Raw genomic sequence first — 14489 nt, 5'->3', positions numbered from 1 at the left:
TGCACGGCTAAATGAGGTGAGCTCCGGTGACCGGCGCCCCTAGGGTGACCGCCATGGATGACATCGTCGGCAAGCCCATGCGCGACATCACCGCCAGGATCGCCCAGGTGCCGGGAGTCGTCGGGGTGATGCTCGGGGGGAGCCGGGCGCGCGGCACGCACCGGCCGGACTCCGACTGGGACCTCGGGGTCTACTACCGGGGTGAGCCGGACCTGCCGGCGCTGGCGGCGCTGGCCACGGAGGTGGTCGGCGCCCCCGTCGAGGTGTACGGGCCGGGGGCCTGGGGCGCGTGGGTCAATGGCGGGGCCTGGCTCGTCCTGCCCGACGGCAGTCATGTGGACTGGATCCTGCGGGATCTCGACCGGGTGCGGCGGGTGTGGCAGGAGTGCCGGGCGGGCCGCTTCGAGATCGGCGTACAGGCCGGTCATCCGCTCGGCTTCTGGTCACCGGCCTACCCGGGCGAGGTGGCGCTGGGCCGGGTGCTCGCCGACACCGACGGGGAGCTGGCCCGCCTCAAGGAGGCGGCCCAGGAGTACCCCGAGGCCCTGCGGAAGGAAGTGACCGGGGCCGCGGTGTGGGACGCGGGGTTCTCGGTGGCGATGGCGGCCAAGTCGTACACCGCGTCGGACGTCCTGCATGCCGCCCTGTGCCTGTCCCGTGCGGTCGGCGACCTCGTCCAGGCGCTGCACGCGCACCACCGCGTCTGGTGCCTCAACGAGAAGGGCGCCCTCGCGGCGGCCGGCGCCCTGCCGCACACCCCGCCCGGGTTCGCCGACCGCGCCACCGCCCTGCTGGCCGGACTCGGCCGCACGGAAAGCGAGTTGGAGAACTCCCTGCGCGAGGCGGAGCGCCTGGTGGCGGAGGTGCGCGCGGCGGTCACCGCCCAGTGGACCGCGCCGGTCCCGGCTCAGTAGACCGCGCCGGCCCGGCTCAGCGGACCCCGACGGCATGGCCGTACGTCCGGGTGTCGGTGAGGAAGTCGAGCATCGCGCGGGCGACATCGGCTCGGGCGATCGACGCACCGGCGGGTCCGGCTTCGACGGCGTGGCGGTAGCGGCCCTCGCCGGGCCCGTCGAGGAGGCGGGGCGGGCGGACCGCGGTCCAGTCGAGGCCGCTGTCGCGCAGGACGGCCTCCATACGCTCCAGGTCGGTGTAGAGCTCCTTGAGCATCGCCCAGAGGAGCGGGCCGAAGATCCGGTGGCTGACGAAGGGCTGGCCGGCACCGGTGCGGTTGAGCGGCCCCGCGCTGACGACGAGCAGGCGGCGGACGCCGGCGGCGGTCATGGCGTCCACCACCGCGCGGGCCGACGTGGACGCCGGCCGCATCGGGTCGCGCCGGCCGGGCTGGCCGATTCCGGAGAGCACCGCGTCGGCGCCCTCGACGACGGCCTTGACAGAGGCGGCGTCGAGCGGGTCGGCGCGGACGACCGTGAGCCGCTCATGCCGCTCGGTCAGCTTCTGCGGACTGCGCAGTGCGGCGGTCACCTCGTGCCCGTCGGCCAGGGCATGGGTGACGAGCTGCCGGCCGACGCCGCCTGACGCGCCGAGGACGGTGAGTTTCAAGATCGCTCCCGGGAGAACCGAAGGAAGGCGTGCGAGTGAGCTCACCCACCGACGTGCGGCGGGGCGGGTGAGTAAGTGCTCACTCACCAGTGTGGGTGAACGCTCACTCACCTGTCAATGTAGACTCCGCGCATGACCCGAGACGCCGCCGCTCCGCTGACCGGAGGCGCCCTGACGCGCTCCCGCATCCTGGACGCCGCCGCCACGCTGATGACGGCCGTGGGCCTGACGCATACGACGACGAAACAGATCGCCCGGGAGGCCGGCTGCTCGGAGGCGGCGCTCTACAAGCACTTCCGGAACAAGGAAGAGATTTTCGTCCGGGTGCTGCACGAGCGTGCGCCGCAGCTCTCCGACGCGCTGGAGCGACTGCCGCGGCACGCGGGTGACGAGCGGGGACCGGCCGGGCATCTGACGGAGGTGGCACTGGTCGCCGTCCGCTTCTACCGGCGCGCCTTCCCGATCGCCGCCTCGCTCTTCGCCAGCCCCGAGCTGCTGGCGACGCACCGCCGCCGGCTGCACGAACTCGGCACCGCGGGACCGCAGAACGCCACCCAGCACCTCGCCGCCTATCTGGAGGCCGAGCAGGCCCTGGGCCGGATCACGGCCGGCGTCGACCCGCACGCGGCGGCCCTCCTCCTCATCGGCGCCTGTTTCCACCGCGCCTTCCTCGACCTGTTCTTCGACTCCGAGGCACCGCCCGGCGCGCTGCGCCCGGAGAGCGAGGAGGAGTTCGCGACCGAGACCGTACGGGCCCTGCTCGACGGTCTCCGGCCGCCGGGCGCCCCGTAGAGACGGGAGTCCGGCGTCAGCCGCACCCCTCCGCCGGGAACAGCGCGTCCTCCGTCCGCTCGAAGGCCAGCAGCCGGCGCTTGCGGTCCAGGCCGCCGCCGTAGCCGGTGAGGCTGCCGTCGGCGCCGACGACGCGATGGCAGGGGACGATGATGCCGACCGGATTGCGCCCGTTGGCCAGGCCGACCGCACGCGCGGCCGACGGGGCGCCGAGCTGCTCGGCGAGCTGCCCGTACGAGCGGGTCTCGCCGTACGGGATCCGGCACAGCGCCGCCCAGACGCGCCGCTGGAAGGGCGTACCGCGCAGCGTGAGCGGCACATCGAATCTGGTCAGCTCGCCGCGGAAGTAGGCCCGTAGCTGGGTGATCGTCGCGGCGAACGGAGGTTCACCGGGGTCAGCGGGAGCGCCGAAGGCCTCCTCGGGCGGACGGTGCCGCTGGCCGGTCATGTACAGGCCGGTCAGGGCGTCACCGGCGGCGACGAGCGTGAGCGGCCCGACCGGGGTGTCCGCCAGGACGGTGTGCGTGATCGGAGCGCCGCCTTCGGAGTGTGCGGGCGGGTGAGCTTCGGAGTGTGCGGGCGGGTGGGACATGGACGAGTCCGGAGTATGCGGTGCGTGCGCGTGAACGGTCATGGCTGTGGGCTCAGTTCGTCGGGAGATGGTTGATGGGGTGGCTGTCGTCGGTCGCCCAGAGGTACTGGACGGCGTAGGCGCGCCAGGGGCGCCAGACCGCGGAGTGCCGGACCAGGGCGGCCGGGGTGCGCGGCAGCCCGAGCGCGGCGGCCGCGCGGCGCAGTCCGAGGTCGGTGGGGGTGAAGGCGTCCGGGTCACCGAGGCCGCGCATGGCGATGCACTCGACGGTCCAGGGGCCGATGCCGGGCAGCGCGGTGAGCTGCGCCCGGGCCTCGTCGCGGTCGCTGCCGACGCCGAGGCGCAGCGCGCCGGAGCCGAGGGCGGCGATCACGCCGGTGAGCGTGGCCCGTCGTGTCCGGGGCATCGCCAGTTCCGCGGGGTCCAGTTCGGCGAGCGCGGCGGCGGACGGGAAGAGGTGGCCGAGGCCGCCGCCGGGGTCGTCGACCCGCTCACCGTACGCGCGGACCAGCCGTCCGGCGTGGGTGCGGGCCGCCGCGGTGGAGACCTGCTGGCCGAGGACGGCGCGGACCGCGAACTCGTCGGCGTCGACGGTACGCGGAACCCGGCGGCCGGGGGCCTTGTCGACGAGCGGCGCCAGCTGCGGGTCCTCGCGCAGCAGCCCGTCGACGGCCTCCGGGTCGGCGTCGAGGTCGAGCATCCGGCGGCAGCGGGCGATGGCACCGGCCAGATCGCGCAGATCGGTCAGGGCCAGCCGGCAGTCGATGTGGTCGGGGTGGGGTGCGAGCGCGACGATGCCGTGCCCGTAGGGGAGGCGCAGGGTGCGGCGGTAGGCGCCCGCCCGCCACTCCTCCACGCCGGGGACGGCGGTGGCGGCGAGGTGTCCGAAGAGGTTGTCGGGGTTCAGCGGCCGGCGGAAGGGCAGCCGCAGCGCGAGTGTCCCGGGCACCGCCGCGCCCGGGCCGGGCGTGGCGCGCTGTCGCAAGTCGGTCGGGGAGAGCGCGAAGACCTCCCGTACGGTCTCGTTGAAGGTGCGGATGCTGGAGAATCCGGCGGCGAAGGCGACCTCGGCCATCGGCAGCGCCGTGGTCTCCACCAGCAGCCGGGCGGTCTGCGCACGCTGGGCCCGGGCCAGGGCGAGCGGCCCGGCCCCCAGCTCCGCCCGCAGCTGACGTTCGATCTGCCGGGTGCTGTAGCCGAGCCGGGCCGCGAGACCGGGCACACCCTCGCGGTCGACGATGCCGTCGGCGATCAGCCGCATGGCCCGCGCGACCAGATCGGCCCGCTCGTCCCACTGCGGTGACCCCGGGCTGGCGTCCGGCCGGCACCGCTTGCAGGCCCGGAACCCGGCCTGCTGGGCGGCCGCCGCACTCGGGTAGAAGCGCACGTTCTCCGGCTTGGGCGGCACGACGGGGCAGCTGGGGCGGCAGTAGATACGGGTCGTGAGCACGGCCGTGTAGAACCAGCCGTCGAAGCGGGCGTCCTTGGACTGCACGGCGCGCAGACAGCGCTCGGTGTCGGTGTGCATGCCCTCAGCATCGCTCAGCCGACCGGGCTCCGGCTGGCGAGAATCCGACATCAAGGTCGGCGGCGCCCGGGCAGCCGGAGCCGTCCGCCGGCCGGGTCACGGGGGCTCAGTCGCCGCCGTCGCCCTCGGCCAGGGCCGCCTCGTACGCCTCTCGGGCACGGTCGTCGAAGACCACGAAGCGGATCTCGTCGAAGGCGTCGGGCTCGGCCGCCACCACGGTGCGGACGGTGGCCACGGCGGTACGGGCGCCGTCGGCGACCGGCCAGCGGTAGACACCGGTGGAGATGGCGGGGAACGCGACGGTACGGGCGCCCAGTTCGCCGGCCAGGCGGAGGGATTCCCGGTAGCACGAGGCGAGCAGTTCGGTGCGGTCCTCGTGGTCGGAGTGCACCGGGCCGACTGCGTGGATCACCCAGCGTGCGGGCAGCCGGCCGGCGGTGGTGACGACGGCCTGGCCGGTGGGCAGGCCGCGGCCGTAGCGTGAGACGCGGAGGGAGCGGCACTCGGCGAGGATCTCCGGTCCGCCGCGGCGGTGGATCGCACCGTCCACTCCCCCGCCGCCGAGGAGGGCGGAGTTGGCGGCGTTGACCACGGCGTCCACGGTCTGTGCGGTGATGTCGCCCTGGACGAGGGTGAGCGATGTGCGCCGGGTACCACTCATGCGTCGAGCGTAGGGAGACCGCCCGCGCCGCTCAACGGCATCCCGCGGACAACCGGCGCCCGACGCGCTCCCGCACCTCAACGACGCGCCGCAGACAAACGGCGCCACACGGCCTTCGCCGCGTAATGCCCGGACATGCCATGAACGCCGGGCCCGGGCGGGGTGGCCTGGGAGCACAGGAAGACGGCGGGGTGGGCGGTCTCGTAGGGGACGCGGGCGAGTTTGGGGCGGATGAGCAGGCGCAGACCGGCCGCGGAGCCGGTCGCGGTGTCGCCGCCGACGTAGTTGGCGTTGCGGGCGGCGAGCTGGGGCGGGCCGGCGACGGCGCGGGCCAGGACCAGGTCGCGGAAGCCGGGGGCGAAGCGCTCGATCTGCCGCTCGATGACGTCGGTGGCGTCGCCCTCCCAGCCGTTGGGGACATGGCCGTACGCCCAGAAGACGTGCTTTCCCTCGGGGGCCCGGGTGGGGTCGATCAGGCTGGGCTGAGCAGTGATCAGGAAGGGGACGGACGGGTCCTCGCCGCGGGCCGCGGCGTTCAGGGCGGCACCGATCTCCTGGCTGGTGGGGCCGATGTGGACGGTGCCGGCGCGGCGGGCCGCCCCGGCCGTCCAGGGCACCGGGCCGGACAGCGCATAGTCGATCTTGAAGGAGGCGGGCCCGTACTTGACGTCGCGGTAGGCGTTGCCCAGGCCGGCGATCCGGGCCAGCGCGGTCGGAGAGGTGTCGAAGAGGTATGCGCGGGCCGGCGGGAGGTCGTCGAGGCGCTTGACCTCGAAGCCGGTGTGCACTACTCCGCCATGGGCACGCAGCAGGCCGGCCAGCGCGTCCGAGATCGCCTGGGACCCGCCGCGCGGCACCGGCCAGCCCTTCGCGTGCGCGGCGAGGGCGAACATCAGGGCGATGCCGGAGGTGCCGAGGCCGCTGAGCGGCGCGATGGTGTGCGCCGCGAGACCGGCCAGCAGGGCCCGGGCCTTCTCGTCCTGGAAGCGGCGGTTGAGCAGCGTCACCGGCTGGGCGGCCACCAGGCCGAAGCGGGCATACGTCACCGGGTCCTGCGGCAGGCCGAGCCACTGGGTGCGCAGGAAGTCGTGGGCCATCGACTCCCACCGGCCGATGAACGGCGCGACCAGCCGCCGGTAGGTGCCGGCGTCGCGCGGGCCGAAGGACATCGCGGTCTCGCCGACGGCGTGGGCGAGCACCGCGGCCGTACCGTCCGGAAAGGGGTGGGCCATCGGCAGGTCCGGGTGCAGCCACTTCAGGCCGTACCGCTCCAGCGGCATGGCGGAGAAGGCCGGTGAGCCCACACCGAGGGGGTGCACCGCCGAGCAGGTGTCGTGGCGGAAGCCGGGGAGAGTCAGCTCCTCGGTATGAGCGCCGCCGCCGATGGTGTCACGAGCTTCGAAGATCTCCACGGACATCCCGCGACGGGCCAGTTCGACGGCCGCGGTCAGGCCGTTGGGTCCGGCTCCGACCACGACGGCATCGAGCATCCTCGGCACCTGTGCCACTCCCCTCACGTCCGACCCTCGTCGGTGAGGATCAGTTGGCGGCCGCCAGCAGTCCGAGGATACGCCGCGCGGTTTCGGCGTCACGCGCCGCGGTGAAGGGCAGCGCGTTGCCGCCCTCGATACGGAAGGGCTCCCCCGCGACCGTGCCGCTCGCACCACCCGCCTCGTGGACCAGCAGCAGCCCGGCGGCGTGATCCCAGGCGTTCTCCCAGCTGAAGGCGAGGGCGTCCAGCTCGCCGCGGGCTATGTGGAGGTACTCCAGGCCGGCCGAGCCGCAGGGGCGCGGCTTGATGCCGGCGGTGTCCAGGGCGGCGAGGACCCGCTTCTCGTCGTCGTTGGTGAAGTCGAAGTGGGAGGTGGCCACGTCGAGGACGGCACCGGGCGCGGGGCTGCCGGCCCGCAGCGGCTCGCCGTTCAGCGTGGCGCCGGCGCCGCGGCGGGCGACCGCCATCAGGCCGAGCGCGGGGGCGTACGTCCAGGAGGCGAGCAGTTCACCGTGGTGGGCGAGCGTGACGAGGGTGGCGAAGCCGGGGTCGCCGTGGACGAACTGGCGGGTGCCGTCGACCGGGTCGACGATCCAGACGAGGGCGTCGCCGCGCAGCGCGTCGAGCACGCCCGGGTCGGCGTGCACCGCCTCCTCGCCCACCACCCGGGAGCCGGGGAGCAGGGCCGTGAGCGAGGCGGTGAGGTGCTCCTCGGCGCGCCGGTCGGCGATGGTGACGAGATCGTGCGGACCGCTCTTCTCGACGATCTCCTCGGCGGCGAGCTGCCGGAAGCGCGGCATGATCTCGTCGGCCGCGGCCTGGCGGATGGCGGCCTCGACGGCGTCCGGATCCAGCCCGGACAGGTCCGGCGAGCAGGCCGTCGTGGGAGATGCGGCGAGGTCCGTGACGTCGGTGAGGTCCGTGGTGTCTCCCGAATCGTGGGTACGAAGTGCTTCGATCATGCATCCATCGAACCACGGACCACTGACACACCAGCCGGCCCCCAGGTGAACTCCGGATGCCGTGGAGGCCACGCCGAGGGGCGGCGGGCACCGACGGTCACCATCAGCGGCCGACCGCGTACCCCTGCATCCCCCGTGGATTCGCCGCGGCGGACAGCACTCCGCTCTCCGGATCCCGCGCCACCGCGCACAGCCGCCCCTCGGACCAGGCGTCACCCACCGTGACCCGATGCCCGCGCCGCCGCAGCGCGTCGATCGTGCCCGCTCCGATCCGGGACTCCACCGTCACACTCCCCGGACGCATCCGGCGGGGGAAGAACGACCCGGGGACGGAGTCGTGGTGCCAGTTCGGCGCGTCGATGGCGCCCTGCAGGTCGAGGCCGCCGCGCACCGCCCCGCGCAGCGCCACGGCCAGGAAGAAGTGGACCTGCCACTGGTCCTGCTGATCACCGCCCGGCGTGCCGAAGGCCATCACCGGTACGCCCCCGCGCAGCGCGAGGGACGGCGTGAGGGTGGTACGGGGGCGACGCCCCGGGGTGAGGGAGTTGGGCAGCCCCTCCTCCAGCCAGGTCATCTGCAGGCGGGTGCCGAGCGGGAAGCCGAGAGCCGGGACGACGGGGTTGGACTGCAGCCAGCCCCCGGACGGGGTGGCGGAGACCAGGTTGCCCCAGCGGTCGACGACATCGAGGTGGCAGGTGTCACCCCGGGTGGCACCGCTGCGGTCGACCTCGGACACGGCATCGGCGAGCCCGTCCGCGGCCCCGGCGCCCACCCCGGCGCCCGCTGCCCTCCCCCCGCCGGCGGTCGGCTCCCCCACTCCGCTCCGGGAGACCCCCAGCGGATCGAAGCCGCCCTCCCCGTCCCCGTCTCCGGCCCCGGCCGCCACCGCGTACCCGCTCAGCCGCGGGCGTCGCCCGTCCGGGCTGCCGGGCCGCAGCTCGTACGCGGCGCGCTCACCGATGAGGGACCGGCGCGCGGCGTTGTACCCGTCGCTGAGCAGCGCGCCGAGCGGCACCTCCGCGGCGTCCCCGTACCAGGCCTCCCGGTCCGCCAGCGCCAGCTTGCTGCCCTCGATGAGCAGGTGCACGTAGTCGGGGCTGCCGTAGGCGGGCAGCTCGTCCGGCAGCAGGGCGAGCTGCTGGAGAAAGACCGGCCCCTGGGACCAGCCGCCCGCCTTGGCGACGGTCCAGCCGTTCCAGTCGTAGGTGACGGGTGCCTCGTACGTGGCGGTGAACGCGGCCAGATCGTCGCCGGTGAGCGTGCCTGCGTGGCGCTCACCGGACGTGTCCAGCGCCGGCCGGGCCGCGAAGTCGGCCAGTGCCGCACCGATGAAACCCTCCCGCCAGATACGGCGGGCGGCATCGATCTGGGCCTCCCGTCCGGCCGATGCGGCCTCCGCCTCCGCGATCAGCCGCCGCCAGGTCGCCGCCAGCGGCCGGTTCCGCAAGCGCCCGCCCGGCGCGACGGACTTGCCGCCCGGCAGGTAGATCTCGGCGGACGAGGTCCACTCCGTCTCGAACAGCTCACGGACCGATTCGACGGTCTCGCCGACCCGCTCGACGGCCGGATGCCCGTGCTCGGCGTATCCGACGGCGTACCGCAGCACCTCGGCGAGCGGCTTGGTGCCGTGATCGCGCAGCAGCAGCATCCAGGCATCGAACGCGCCCGGGACGGCGGCGGCGAGCGGACCGGTGCCGGGCACCAGCTCCAGGCCGAGCGAGGTGTAGTACGCCACGCTCGCACCGGCCGGCGCCGGCCCCTGACCGCACAGCACCCGTACGGGCCCGCCGGCCGGCGCCAGGATGATCGGCACCTCACCCGCCGGCCCGTTCAGATGCGGCTCGACGACATGCAGCACGAACCCGGCGGCCACCGCCGCGTCATAGGCGTTGCCGCCGTCCTCCAGCACGGCCATCGCGGACTGCGACGCGAGCCAGTGCGTGCTGGAGACCATGCCGAAGATTCCCTGGAGGGTCGGACGGGTGGTGAACACGGGCTTCTCTCCTCCTGCTGAGCGGCTCCTCCCGCGAGGGGAGGGAAGGCCGCTGGTGGGGGCGTACTGACTGGTCCACTACGCGCGTATGATCCCTTTACGTCCACCCCCACCGGTCTCCTTCCGGCCAGCCACCGGAGGGGGCGTGACACAGGTACGGCACCACAGACGACAGCGTGGGGGAAGAATCCGATGAGGCATCACGGCGAGTACAAGGTGCCGGGCGGCAAGCTCGTGGTCGTCGATCTGGACGTGGTGGACGGGGCACTGCGCGGCGTACGGGTCGCCGGGGACTTCTTCCTGGAGCCGGACGAGGCGCTGGACGACATCAACGGGGCACTGGAGGGTGCGCCGGCGGACACCGACGCGCGGGGGCTGGCGGCCAGGATCGACGCGGCGCTGCCCGCCGGGACCGTGCTGTTCGGGTTCAGCAGCGAGGCGGTGGGAATCGCGGTCCGGCGGGCCGTCGCGGACGCCGCGGAGTGGACCGACTTCGACTGGCAGATCGTGCACGACGGGCCTCAGCCGCCCGCGCTGCACATGGCGCTGGACGAGGTACTGACCGCCGAGGTCGCGGCCGGGCGACGGCCGCCGACGCTGCGGGTGTGGGAGTGGGACCGGCCGGCGGTGATCATCGGCAGCTTCCAGTCGCTGCGCAACGAGGTCGACCAGCACGCCGCCGAGCGGCACGGGGTGACCGTCGTCCGGCGGATCAGCGGGGGCGGCGCGATGTTCGTGGAGCCCGGGAACACCATCACCTACTCGTTGTGCGTACCGCAGTCCCTGGTGCAGGGGCTCAGCTTCGCCGAGAGCTACGCGTACCTCGACGACTGGGTGCTGGGCGCGCTGGGCGATATGGGGATCAAGGCCTGGTACAAGCCGCTCAACGACATCGCGACGGACACCGGGAAGATCGCCGGCGCGGCGCAGAAGCGGATGGTGGCAGGCGCCGGCGCGGTGCTGCACCACGTGACGATGTCGTACGACATCGACGCGGAGAAGATGGTGGACGTGCTCCGGATCGGCCGGGAGAAGCTCTCCGACAAGGGAATCGGCAGCGCGAAGAAGCGGGTGGACCCGCTGCGGCGGCAGACCGGTCTGCCGCGCGCCGAGGTCATCGAGCGGATGATCGCGTCCTTCCGGACCCGCTACGGCGGCGCCCAGGGCAAGGTCACCGACGAGGAGATGGCCCGGGCCCGGGAGCTCGCCGAGGGCAAGTTCAGCTCCACGGAGTGGCTCACCCGCGTCCCGTAGCGGGATCCGTGCCCCCACCTCCGGGGTCACTGCCGGCCGGCGGGGATGATGCGCGCGCCGTAACCGTCGATGACCTTCTCGCGGGCGTCGTGCATCGCGTACACCGCGAACTGGTCGACGCCCAGCGCCTCCAGCTCCCGCAGCTTGTCCAGGTGCTGTTCCTCCGTACCGATGACGCAGAACCGGTCGACGATCTCGTCGGGTACGAAGGCGGTGTCGGGGTTCCCGGCCCGGCCGTGATGGGCGTAGTCGTACCCCTCGCGCTCCTTGATGTACGCGGTGAGGGCCTCGGGCACGGCGCCGGAGTGCTCCCCGTACCTGGCAACGAGGTCCGCGACGTGGTTGCCGACCATGCCGCCGAACCAGCGGCACTGCTCACGCGCGTGCGCCAGCGCGGCGGGCGAGGTGTCGTCGGTGAGGTAGGCGGGAGCGGCCACACAGATCGTCACCGACGACGGGTCGCGGCCGGCGGCGGCCGCCGCGTCGCGTACCGCCTTCACCATCCATTCGGTCAGGTACGGGTCGGCCAGCTGGAGGATGAAGCCGTCGGCCTGCTGTCCGGCCAGGGCCAGCGCCTTCGGCCCGTACGCCCCCATCCATACCGGAAGGCGTCCGTCCCGCACCCAGGGGATCCGCAGCCGCCGCCCGTCCACCTCGGCCTCGCGGCCCTCGGCCAGATCGCGGATGACGTGCATCGCCTCGCGGAGTGTGGCCAGCGTGTTCGGTTTGCGCCCGGCGACCCGCATCGCCGAGTCGCCCCGCCCGATACCGCACACCGTGCGGTTGCCGAACATGTCGTTGAGCGTGGCGAACGTGGACGCGGTCACCTCCCAGGTGCGCGTCCCCGGGTTCGTCACCATCGGCCCGACGATCAAGTCGGCCGTGTGTTCAAGGATTTGGCTGTAGATCACGAAGGGCTCCTGCCAGAGCACCGTCGAGTCGAAGGTCCAGCCGTAGCGAAAGCCGTTGCGCTCCGCGCGCCGCATCAGGTCGACGATCGCCGACGCGGGCGGGTCGGTCTGCAGGACGAGTCCGAATTCCACGGTGGGGCCTCCTCTATTTCACGTACTGGCAGGTGGAGCGCGGGGTGTACATGCCGTGGCCCGCGCGGCCGGTGAACTCGCCGTGGTCGATGACGGGTTCACCGCGCGACAGGACGGTCTCCACCCGCCCCGTGACCCGCCTGCCCTCGTACGCCGAGTAGTCGACGTTCATATGGTGCGTCTCCGCCGAGATGACCTGCTCGGCGGCCGGGTCGTAGATGACCACGTCCGCGTCCGCGCCCGGCGCGATGGTGCCCTTCTTGCCGTACAGCCCGAACATGCGGGCCGGGGCGGCGCACGCGATCTCGATCCAGCGGCGGCGGCTGATGTGCCCGTCCACGACCGCCTGGTGCAGCAGGTCCATACGGTTCTCCACCCCGGGCAGGCCATTGGGGATCCTGGAGAAGTCGCCGCGGCCCAGCTCCTTCTGGCCCGCGAAGCAGAACGGGCAGTGGTCGGTGGAGACCACCTGCAGATCGTCGGTGCGCAGGGCCCGCCACAGCGCCGCCTGGTGCTCGCGGGGCCGCAGGGGTGTGCTGCACACGTACTTCGCGCCCTCGAAGCCGGGCTCCGCCAGGTTGTCCGTGGACAGGAAGAGGTACTGCGGGCAGGTCTCCCCGAACACCGGCAGCCCCTGGTCCCGGGCCGCCGTCAGCTCCGCGACGGCCTCCTCCGCCGATACGTGCACCACATACAGCGGAGCACCCGCCACCCGGGCGAGCTGGATCACCCGGTGCGTCGCCTCCGCCTCCAGCAAGGCCCTGCGCACCTCACCGTGGTACCGCGGATCCGTCTCACCGCGCTCCAGCGCCTGCCGCACCAGCACATCGATCGCGATGCCGTTCTCCGCGTGCATCATGACCAGCCCGCCGTTGTCCGCGGACCGCTGCATCGCCCGCAGAATCTGCCCGTCGTCGCTGTAGAAGACCCCCGGATACGCGGTGAAGAGCTTGAACGAACTGACCCCTTCGCCGACGAGCCCGTCCATCTCCCGCAGCGAGGACTCGTTCACATCGGAGAGGATCATGTGGAAGCCGTAGTCGATCGCGCACCGGGCATCCGCCTTCGCATGCCAGATGTCCAGCCCCTCCCGCAGGGACTTGCCGGCCGGCTGGATCGCGAAGTCGATGACCGTGGTGGTGCCGCCCCACGCCGCGGCGCGCGTACCGGTCTCGAACGTGTCCGAGGCGAGGGTCCCGCCGAACGGCATCTCCATGTGGGTGTGGGCGTCGACGCCGCCCGGAATCACGTACTTGCCCGAAGCGTCGATGACCCGCTCGGCGGTCCACTCCTGCGTTCCGGTGGAAGCGAGGGCCACGATGCGGCTGTCCTCGATCAGCACATCCGCGTGGATCTCCTCGGCGGCAGTGATCACCAGACCGCCCCGGACGACCGTACGGCTCACCATCCCAGCTCCCTTCCTGTCCCGCCTGACACCACGTCATGTCACGTCACAGCAGGTCTACACCCGTAGATTCCGGTCGAGAAGGAGACACCGTAGAAGCATGGCACCCATTGCGGCAATACCGTGACGAAGAATCAGCGAAGATCGGCCGGGCGGCCCGGCCGACGGGCACAGCGGCGCGGGGGAAGGGTGCGAGGGTGGCGCGATGGGCAGATATCCGCCGATGCGGCGGGTAATCCCCGTCGGTGACGCAACCTCATGACAGAGGGCACAGAAGGGCGGCAGGTCATGGAACAACGCACACCGTGGGAGTTCTCCGACGACCGGGGCCGCCTGGTAGTGGCCGGGAACCGACCGTCCCGGATCGTCGCCTACATACAGGCCGGTGCGACCCTGTGGGACCACGGGATACACCCCGTGGGGCTCTACGGGTCCGATCACGACAACACCACCCCCGACCCGGCCAAGAGCGGTGAGCTGCCGCTTGCGGAGATCCCCTACCTGGGCGCGGGCGCCGCGCTGCACCCCGACGCCCTGCTGGAGTCGGAGCCGGACCTCGTGGTGGCCGTCACCTACGACGGCGAACAGGTCTACGGGCTGGAGCCGAAGACCGCGCGGGAACTGGAGGTACACGTCCCGGTCGCCACCATCGCGGTGGGCCCCGGCCGCAGCCTGGCCGGGATCCGCGAGCGGTTCGCGGCGCTGGCCGGATCACTGGGCCACGGCGAACCCCTCGCCCTGGCCCGCGAGTTGGACGCGGCGGAGGACGCGTTGCGGGACGCCGCCGGGGACGCCGCACGGCCCCGGGCCCGGGTACTGGCCCTGTCACCCGCCGGCCCGGAGCGGGTACATCTGGCCCGGCCCAGCTCCTGGCCCGATCTGCGAGCGCTGGCCGAGCACGGCGTCGGCCTGCTGGAACCGGCCGCCGGGGCCGGGGTGAACTGGTCCACGGTCGGCTGGGCGGAGGCCGCGGAGCTGGCCCCGGACATCGTACTGATGGACGTCCGGGCCAACGCGGAGCGCCCTGAGGCGCTACGGGCCGACGGGAGCTGGCGGGCCATCGAGGCCCGCGCGCGGGTTCTTCCGTGGAACCCGGAGGCACCTTGCAGCAAGCGGGCACATGCGGAGTTCTTCTCCTCCCTCACGGTTGCCCTTGTGGGCTGACTTCCCACGTTGTCGGCCGTCCCACCGTGGTGGTTTCTCG

At 72.9% G+C, this 14489-nt stretch carries 13 protein-coding genes; 4 read left to right on the top strand and 9 right to left on the bottom strand.

Annotation, left to right across the window (positions count from 1 at the left end; translation table 11 throughout):
- The first annotated feature begins 53 nt into the window (after window positions 1-53).
- Window positions 54-914 (top strand): nucleotidyltransferase domain-containing protein, encoded by an 861-nt coding sequence (locus AZE13_RS12370; protein WP_066930636.1) that lies wholly within the window; start codon window positions 54-56, stop codon window positions 912-914.
- A gap of 16 nt (window positions 915-930) precedes the next feature.
- Here AZE13_RS12370 and AZE13_RS12365 read toward each other — a convergent pair whose 3' ends face one another.
- On the bottom strand, window positions 931-1563 hold the full coding sequence (locus AZE13_RS12365; protein ID WP_066930408.1) for an NAD(P)-dependent oxidoreductase: 633 nt from the start codon (window positions 1561-1563) through the stop codon (window positions 931-933).
- Between the two features lie 132 nt (window positions 1564-1695).
- Between AZE13_RS12365 and AZE13_RS12360 the strand changes: the two genes are divergently transcribed.
- A complete protein-coding gene (locus AZE13_RS12360; protein ID WP_066930406.1) occupies window positions 1696-2355 on the top strand; it encodes a TetR/AcrR family transcriptional regulator in 660 nt (219 codons plus the stop codon).
- A 16-nt stretch (window positions 2356-2371) separates the two neighbouring features.
- On the opposite strand, the gene AZE13_RS12355 is transcribed toward AZE13_RS12360, so the two are convergent.
- From AZE13_RS12355 to AZE13_RS12330, 6 genes are all read right to left on the bottom strand, one after another.
- On the bottom strand, window positions 2372-2947 hold the full coding sequence (locus AZE13_RS12355; protein WP_079123955.1) for a methylated-DNA--[protein]-cysteine S-methyltransferase: 576 nt from the start codon (window positions 2945-2947) through the stop codon (window positions 2372-2374).
- A gap of 52 nt (window positions 2948-2999) precedes the next feature.
- Window positions 3000-4475, bottom strand: a complete 1476-nt coding sequence (locus tag AZE13_RS12350; protein ID WP_066930404.1) for a DNA-3-methyladenine glycosylase 2 family protein — start codon at window positions 4473-4475, stop codon at window positions 3000-3002.
- Window positions 4476-4581: 106 nt separating this feature from the next.
- The gene (locus AZE13_RS12345) at window positions 4582-5136 is read right to left on the bottom strand and encodes an O-acetyl-ADP-ribose deacetylase (protein ID WP_066930402.1); all 555 of its coding nucleotides are present in this window, start codon (window positions 5134-5136) and stop codon (window positions 4582-4584) included.
- 77 nt (window positions 5137-5213) lie between these two features.
- Window positions 5214-6635, bottom strand: a complete 1422-nt coding sequence (locus AZE13_RS12340; RefSeq protein WP_066930634.1) for a phytoene desaturase family protein — start codon at window positions 6633-6635, stop codon at window positions 5214-5216.
- A 40-nt stretch (window positions 6636-6675) separates the two neighbouring features.
- Complete coding sequence (locus tag AZE13_RS12335) at window positions 6676-7590, bottom strand: inositol monophosphatase family protein (protein ID WP_079123922.1); 915 nt, start codon at window positions 7588-7590, stop codon at window positions 6676-6678.
- A gap of 103 nt (window positions 7591-7693) precedes the next feature.
- A complete protein-coding gene (locus AZE13_RS12330; RefSeq protein ID WP_066930400.1) occupies window positions 7694-9583 on the bottom strand; it encodes a gamma-glutamyltransferase family protein in 1890 nt (629 codons plus the stop codon).
- 192 nt (window positions 9584-9775) lie between these two features.
- Between AZE13_RS12330 and AZE13_RS12325 the strand changes: the two genes are divergently transcribed.
- On the top strand, window positions 9776-10837 hold the full coding sequence (locus AZE13_RS12325; protein WP_066930398.1) for a biotin/lipoate A/B protein ligase family protein: 1062 nt from the start codon (window positions 9776-9778) through the stop codon (window positions 10835-10837).
- A 26-nt stretch (window positions 10838-10863) separates the two neighbouring features.
- Here the strand turns inward: AZE13_RS12325 and AZE13_RS12320 are convergent, their stop codons facing one another.
- Window positions 10864-11880, bottom strand: coding sequence for a TIGR03842 family LLM class F420-dependent oxidoreductase (locus AZE13_RS12320; RefSeq protein ID WP_066930396.1), 1017 nt, complete (start codon window positions 11878-11880; stop codon window positions 10864-10866).
- 13 nt (window positions 11881-11893) lie between these two features.
- Window positions 11894-13288, bottom strand: a complete 1395-nt coding sequence (hydA, locus tag AZE13_RS12315) for a dihydropyrimidinase (RefSeq protein ID WP_066930394.1) — start codon at window positions 13286-13288, stop codon at window positions 11894-11896.
- A 285-nt stretch (window positions 13289-13573) separates the two neighbouring features.
- Between hydA and AZE13_RS12310 the strand changes: the two genes are divergently transcribed.
- A complete protein-coding gene (locus AZE13_RS12310; protein WP_066930393.1) occupies window positions 13574-14449 on the top strand; it encodes an ABC transporter substrate-binding protein in 876 nt (291 codons plus the stop codon).
- Window positions 14450-14489 lie beyond the last annotated feature (40 nt).

Source organism: Streptomyces sp. NBRC 110611 (assembly GCF_001590865.1).
Classification (GTDB): domain Bacteria; phylum Actinomycetota; class Actinomycetes; order Streptomycetales; family Streptomycetaceae; genus Streptomyces.
Note: the sequence above shows the minus strand (reverse complement) of the source record. Positions and strands in the feature narration are given on the sequence as shown.

Coding starts and splice junctions, on each gene's coding strand:
- AZE13_RS12325 (WP_066930398.1), top strand. CDS start 9,776: ATGAGGCATCACGGCGAGTACAAGGTGCCGGGCGGCAAGCTCGTGGTC.
- AZE13_RS12335 (WP_079123922.1), bottom strand. CDS start 7,590: ATGATCGAAGCACTTCGTACCCACGATTCGGGAGACACCACGGACCTC.
- AZE13_RS12310 (WP_066930393.1), top strand. CDS start 13,574: ATGGAACAACGCACACCGTGGGAGTTCTCCGACGACCGGGGCCGCCTG.
- AZE13_RS12360 (WP_066930406.1), top strand. CDS start 1,696: ATGACCCGAGACGCCGCCGCTCCGCTGACCGGAGGCGCCCTGACGCGC.
- hydA (WP_066930394.1), bottom strand. CDS start 13,288: ATGGTGAGCCGTACGGTCGTCCGGGGCGGTCTGGTGATCACTGCCGCC.
- AZE13_RS12355 (WP_079123955.1), bottom strand. CDS start 2,947: ATGTCCCACCCGCCCGCACACTCCGAAGCTCACCCGCCCGCACACTCC.
- AZE13_RS12350 (WP_066930404.1), bottom strand. CDS start 4,475: ATGCACACCGACACCGAGCGCTGTCTGCGCGCCGTGCAGTCCAAGGAC.
- AZE13_RS12370 (WP_066930636.1), top strand. CDS start 54: ATGGATGACATCGTCGGCAAGCCCATGCGCGACATCACCGCCAGGATC.
- AZE13_RS12345 (WP_066930402.1), bottom strand. CDS start 5,136: ATGAGTGGTACCCGGCGCACATCGCTCACCCTCGTCCAGGGCGACATC.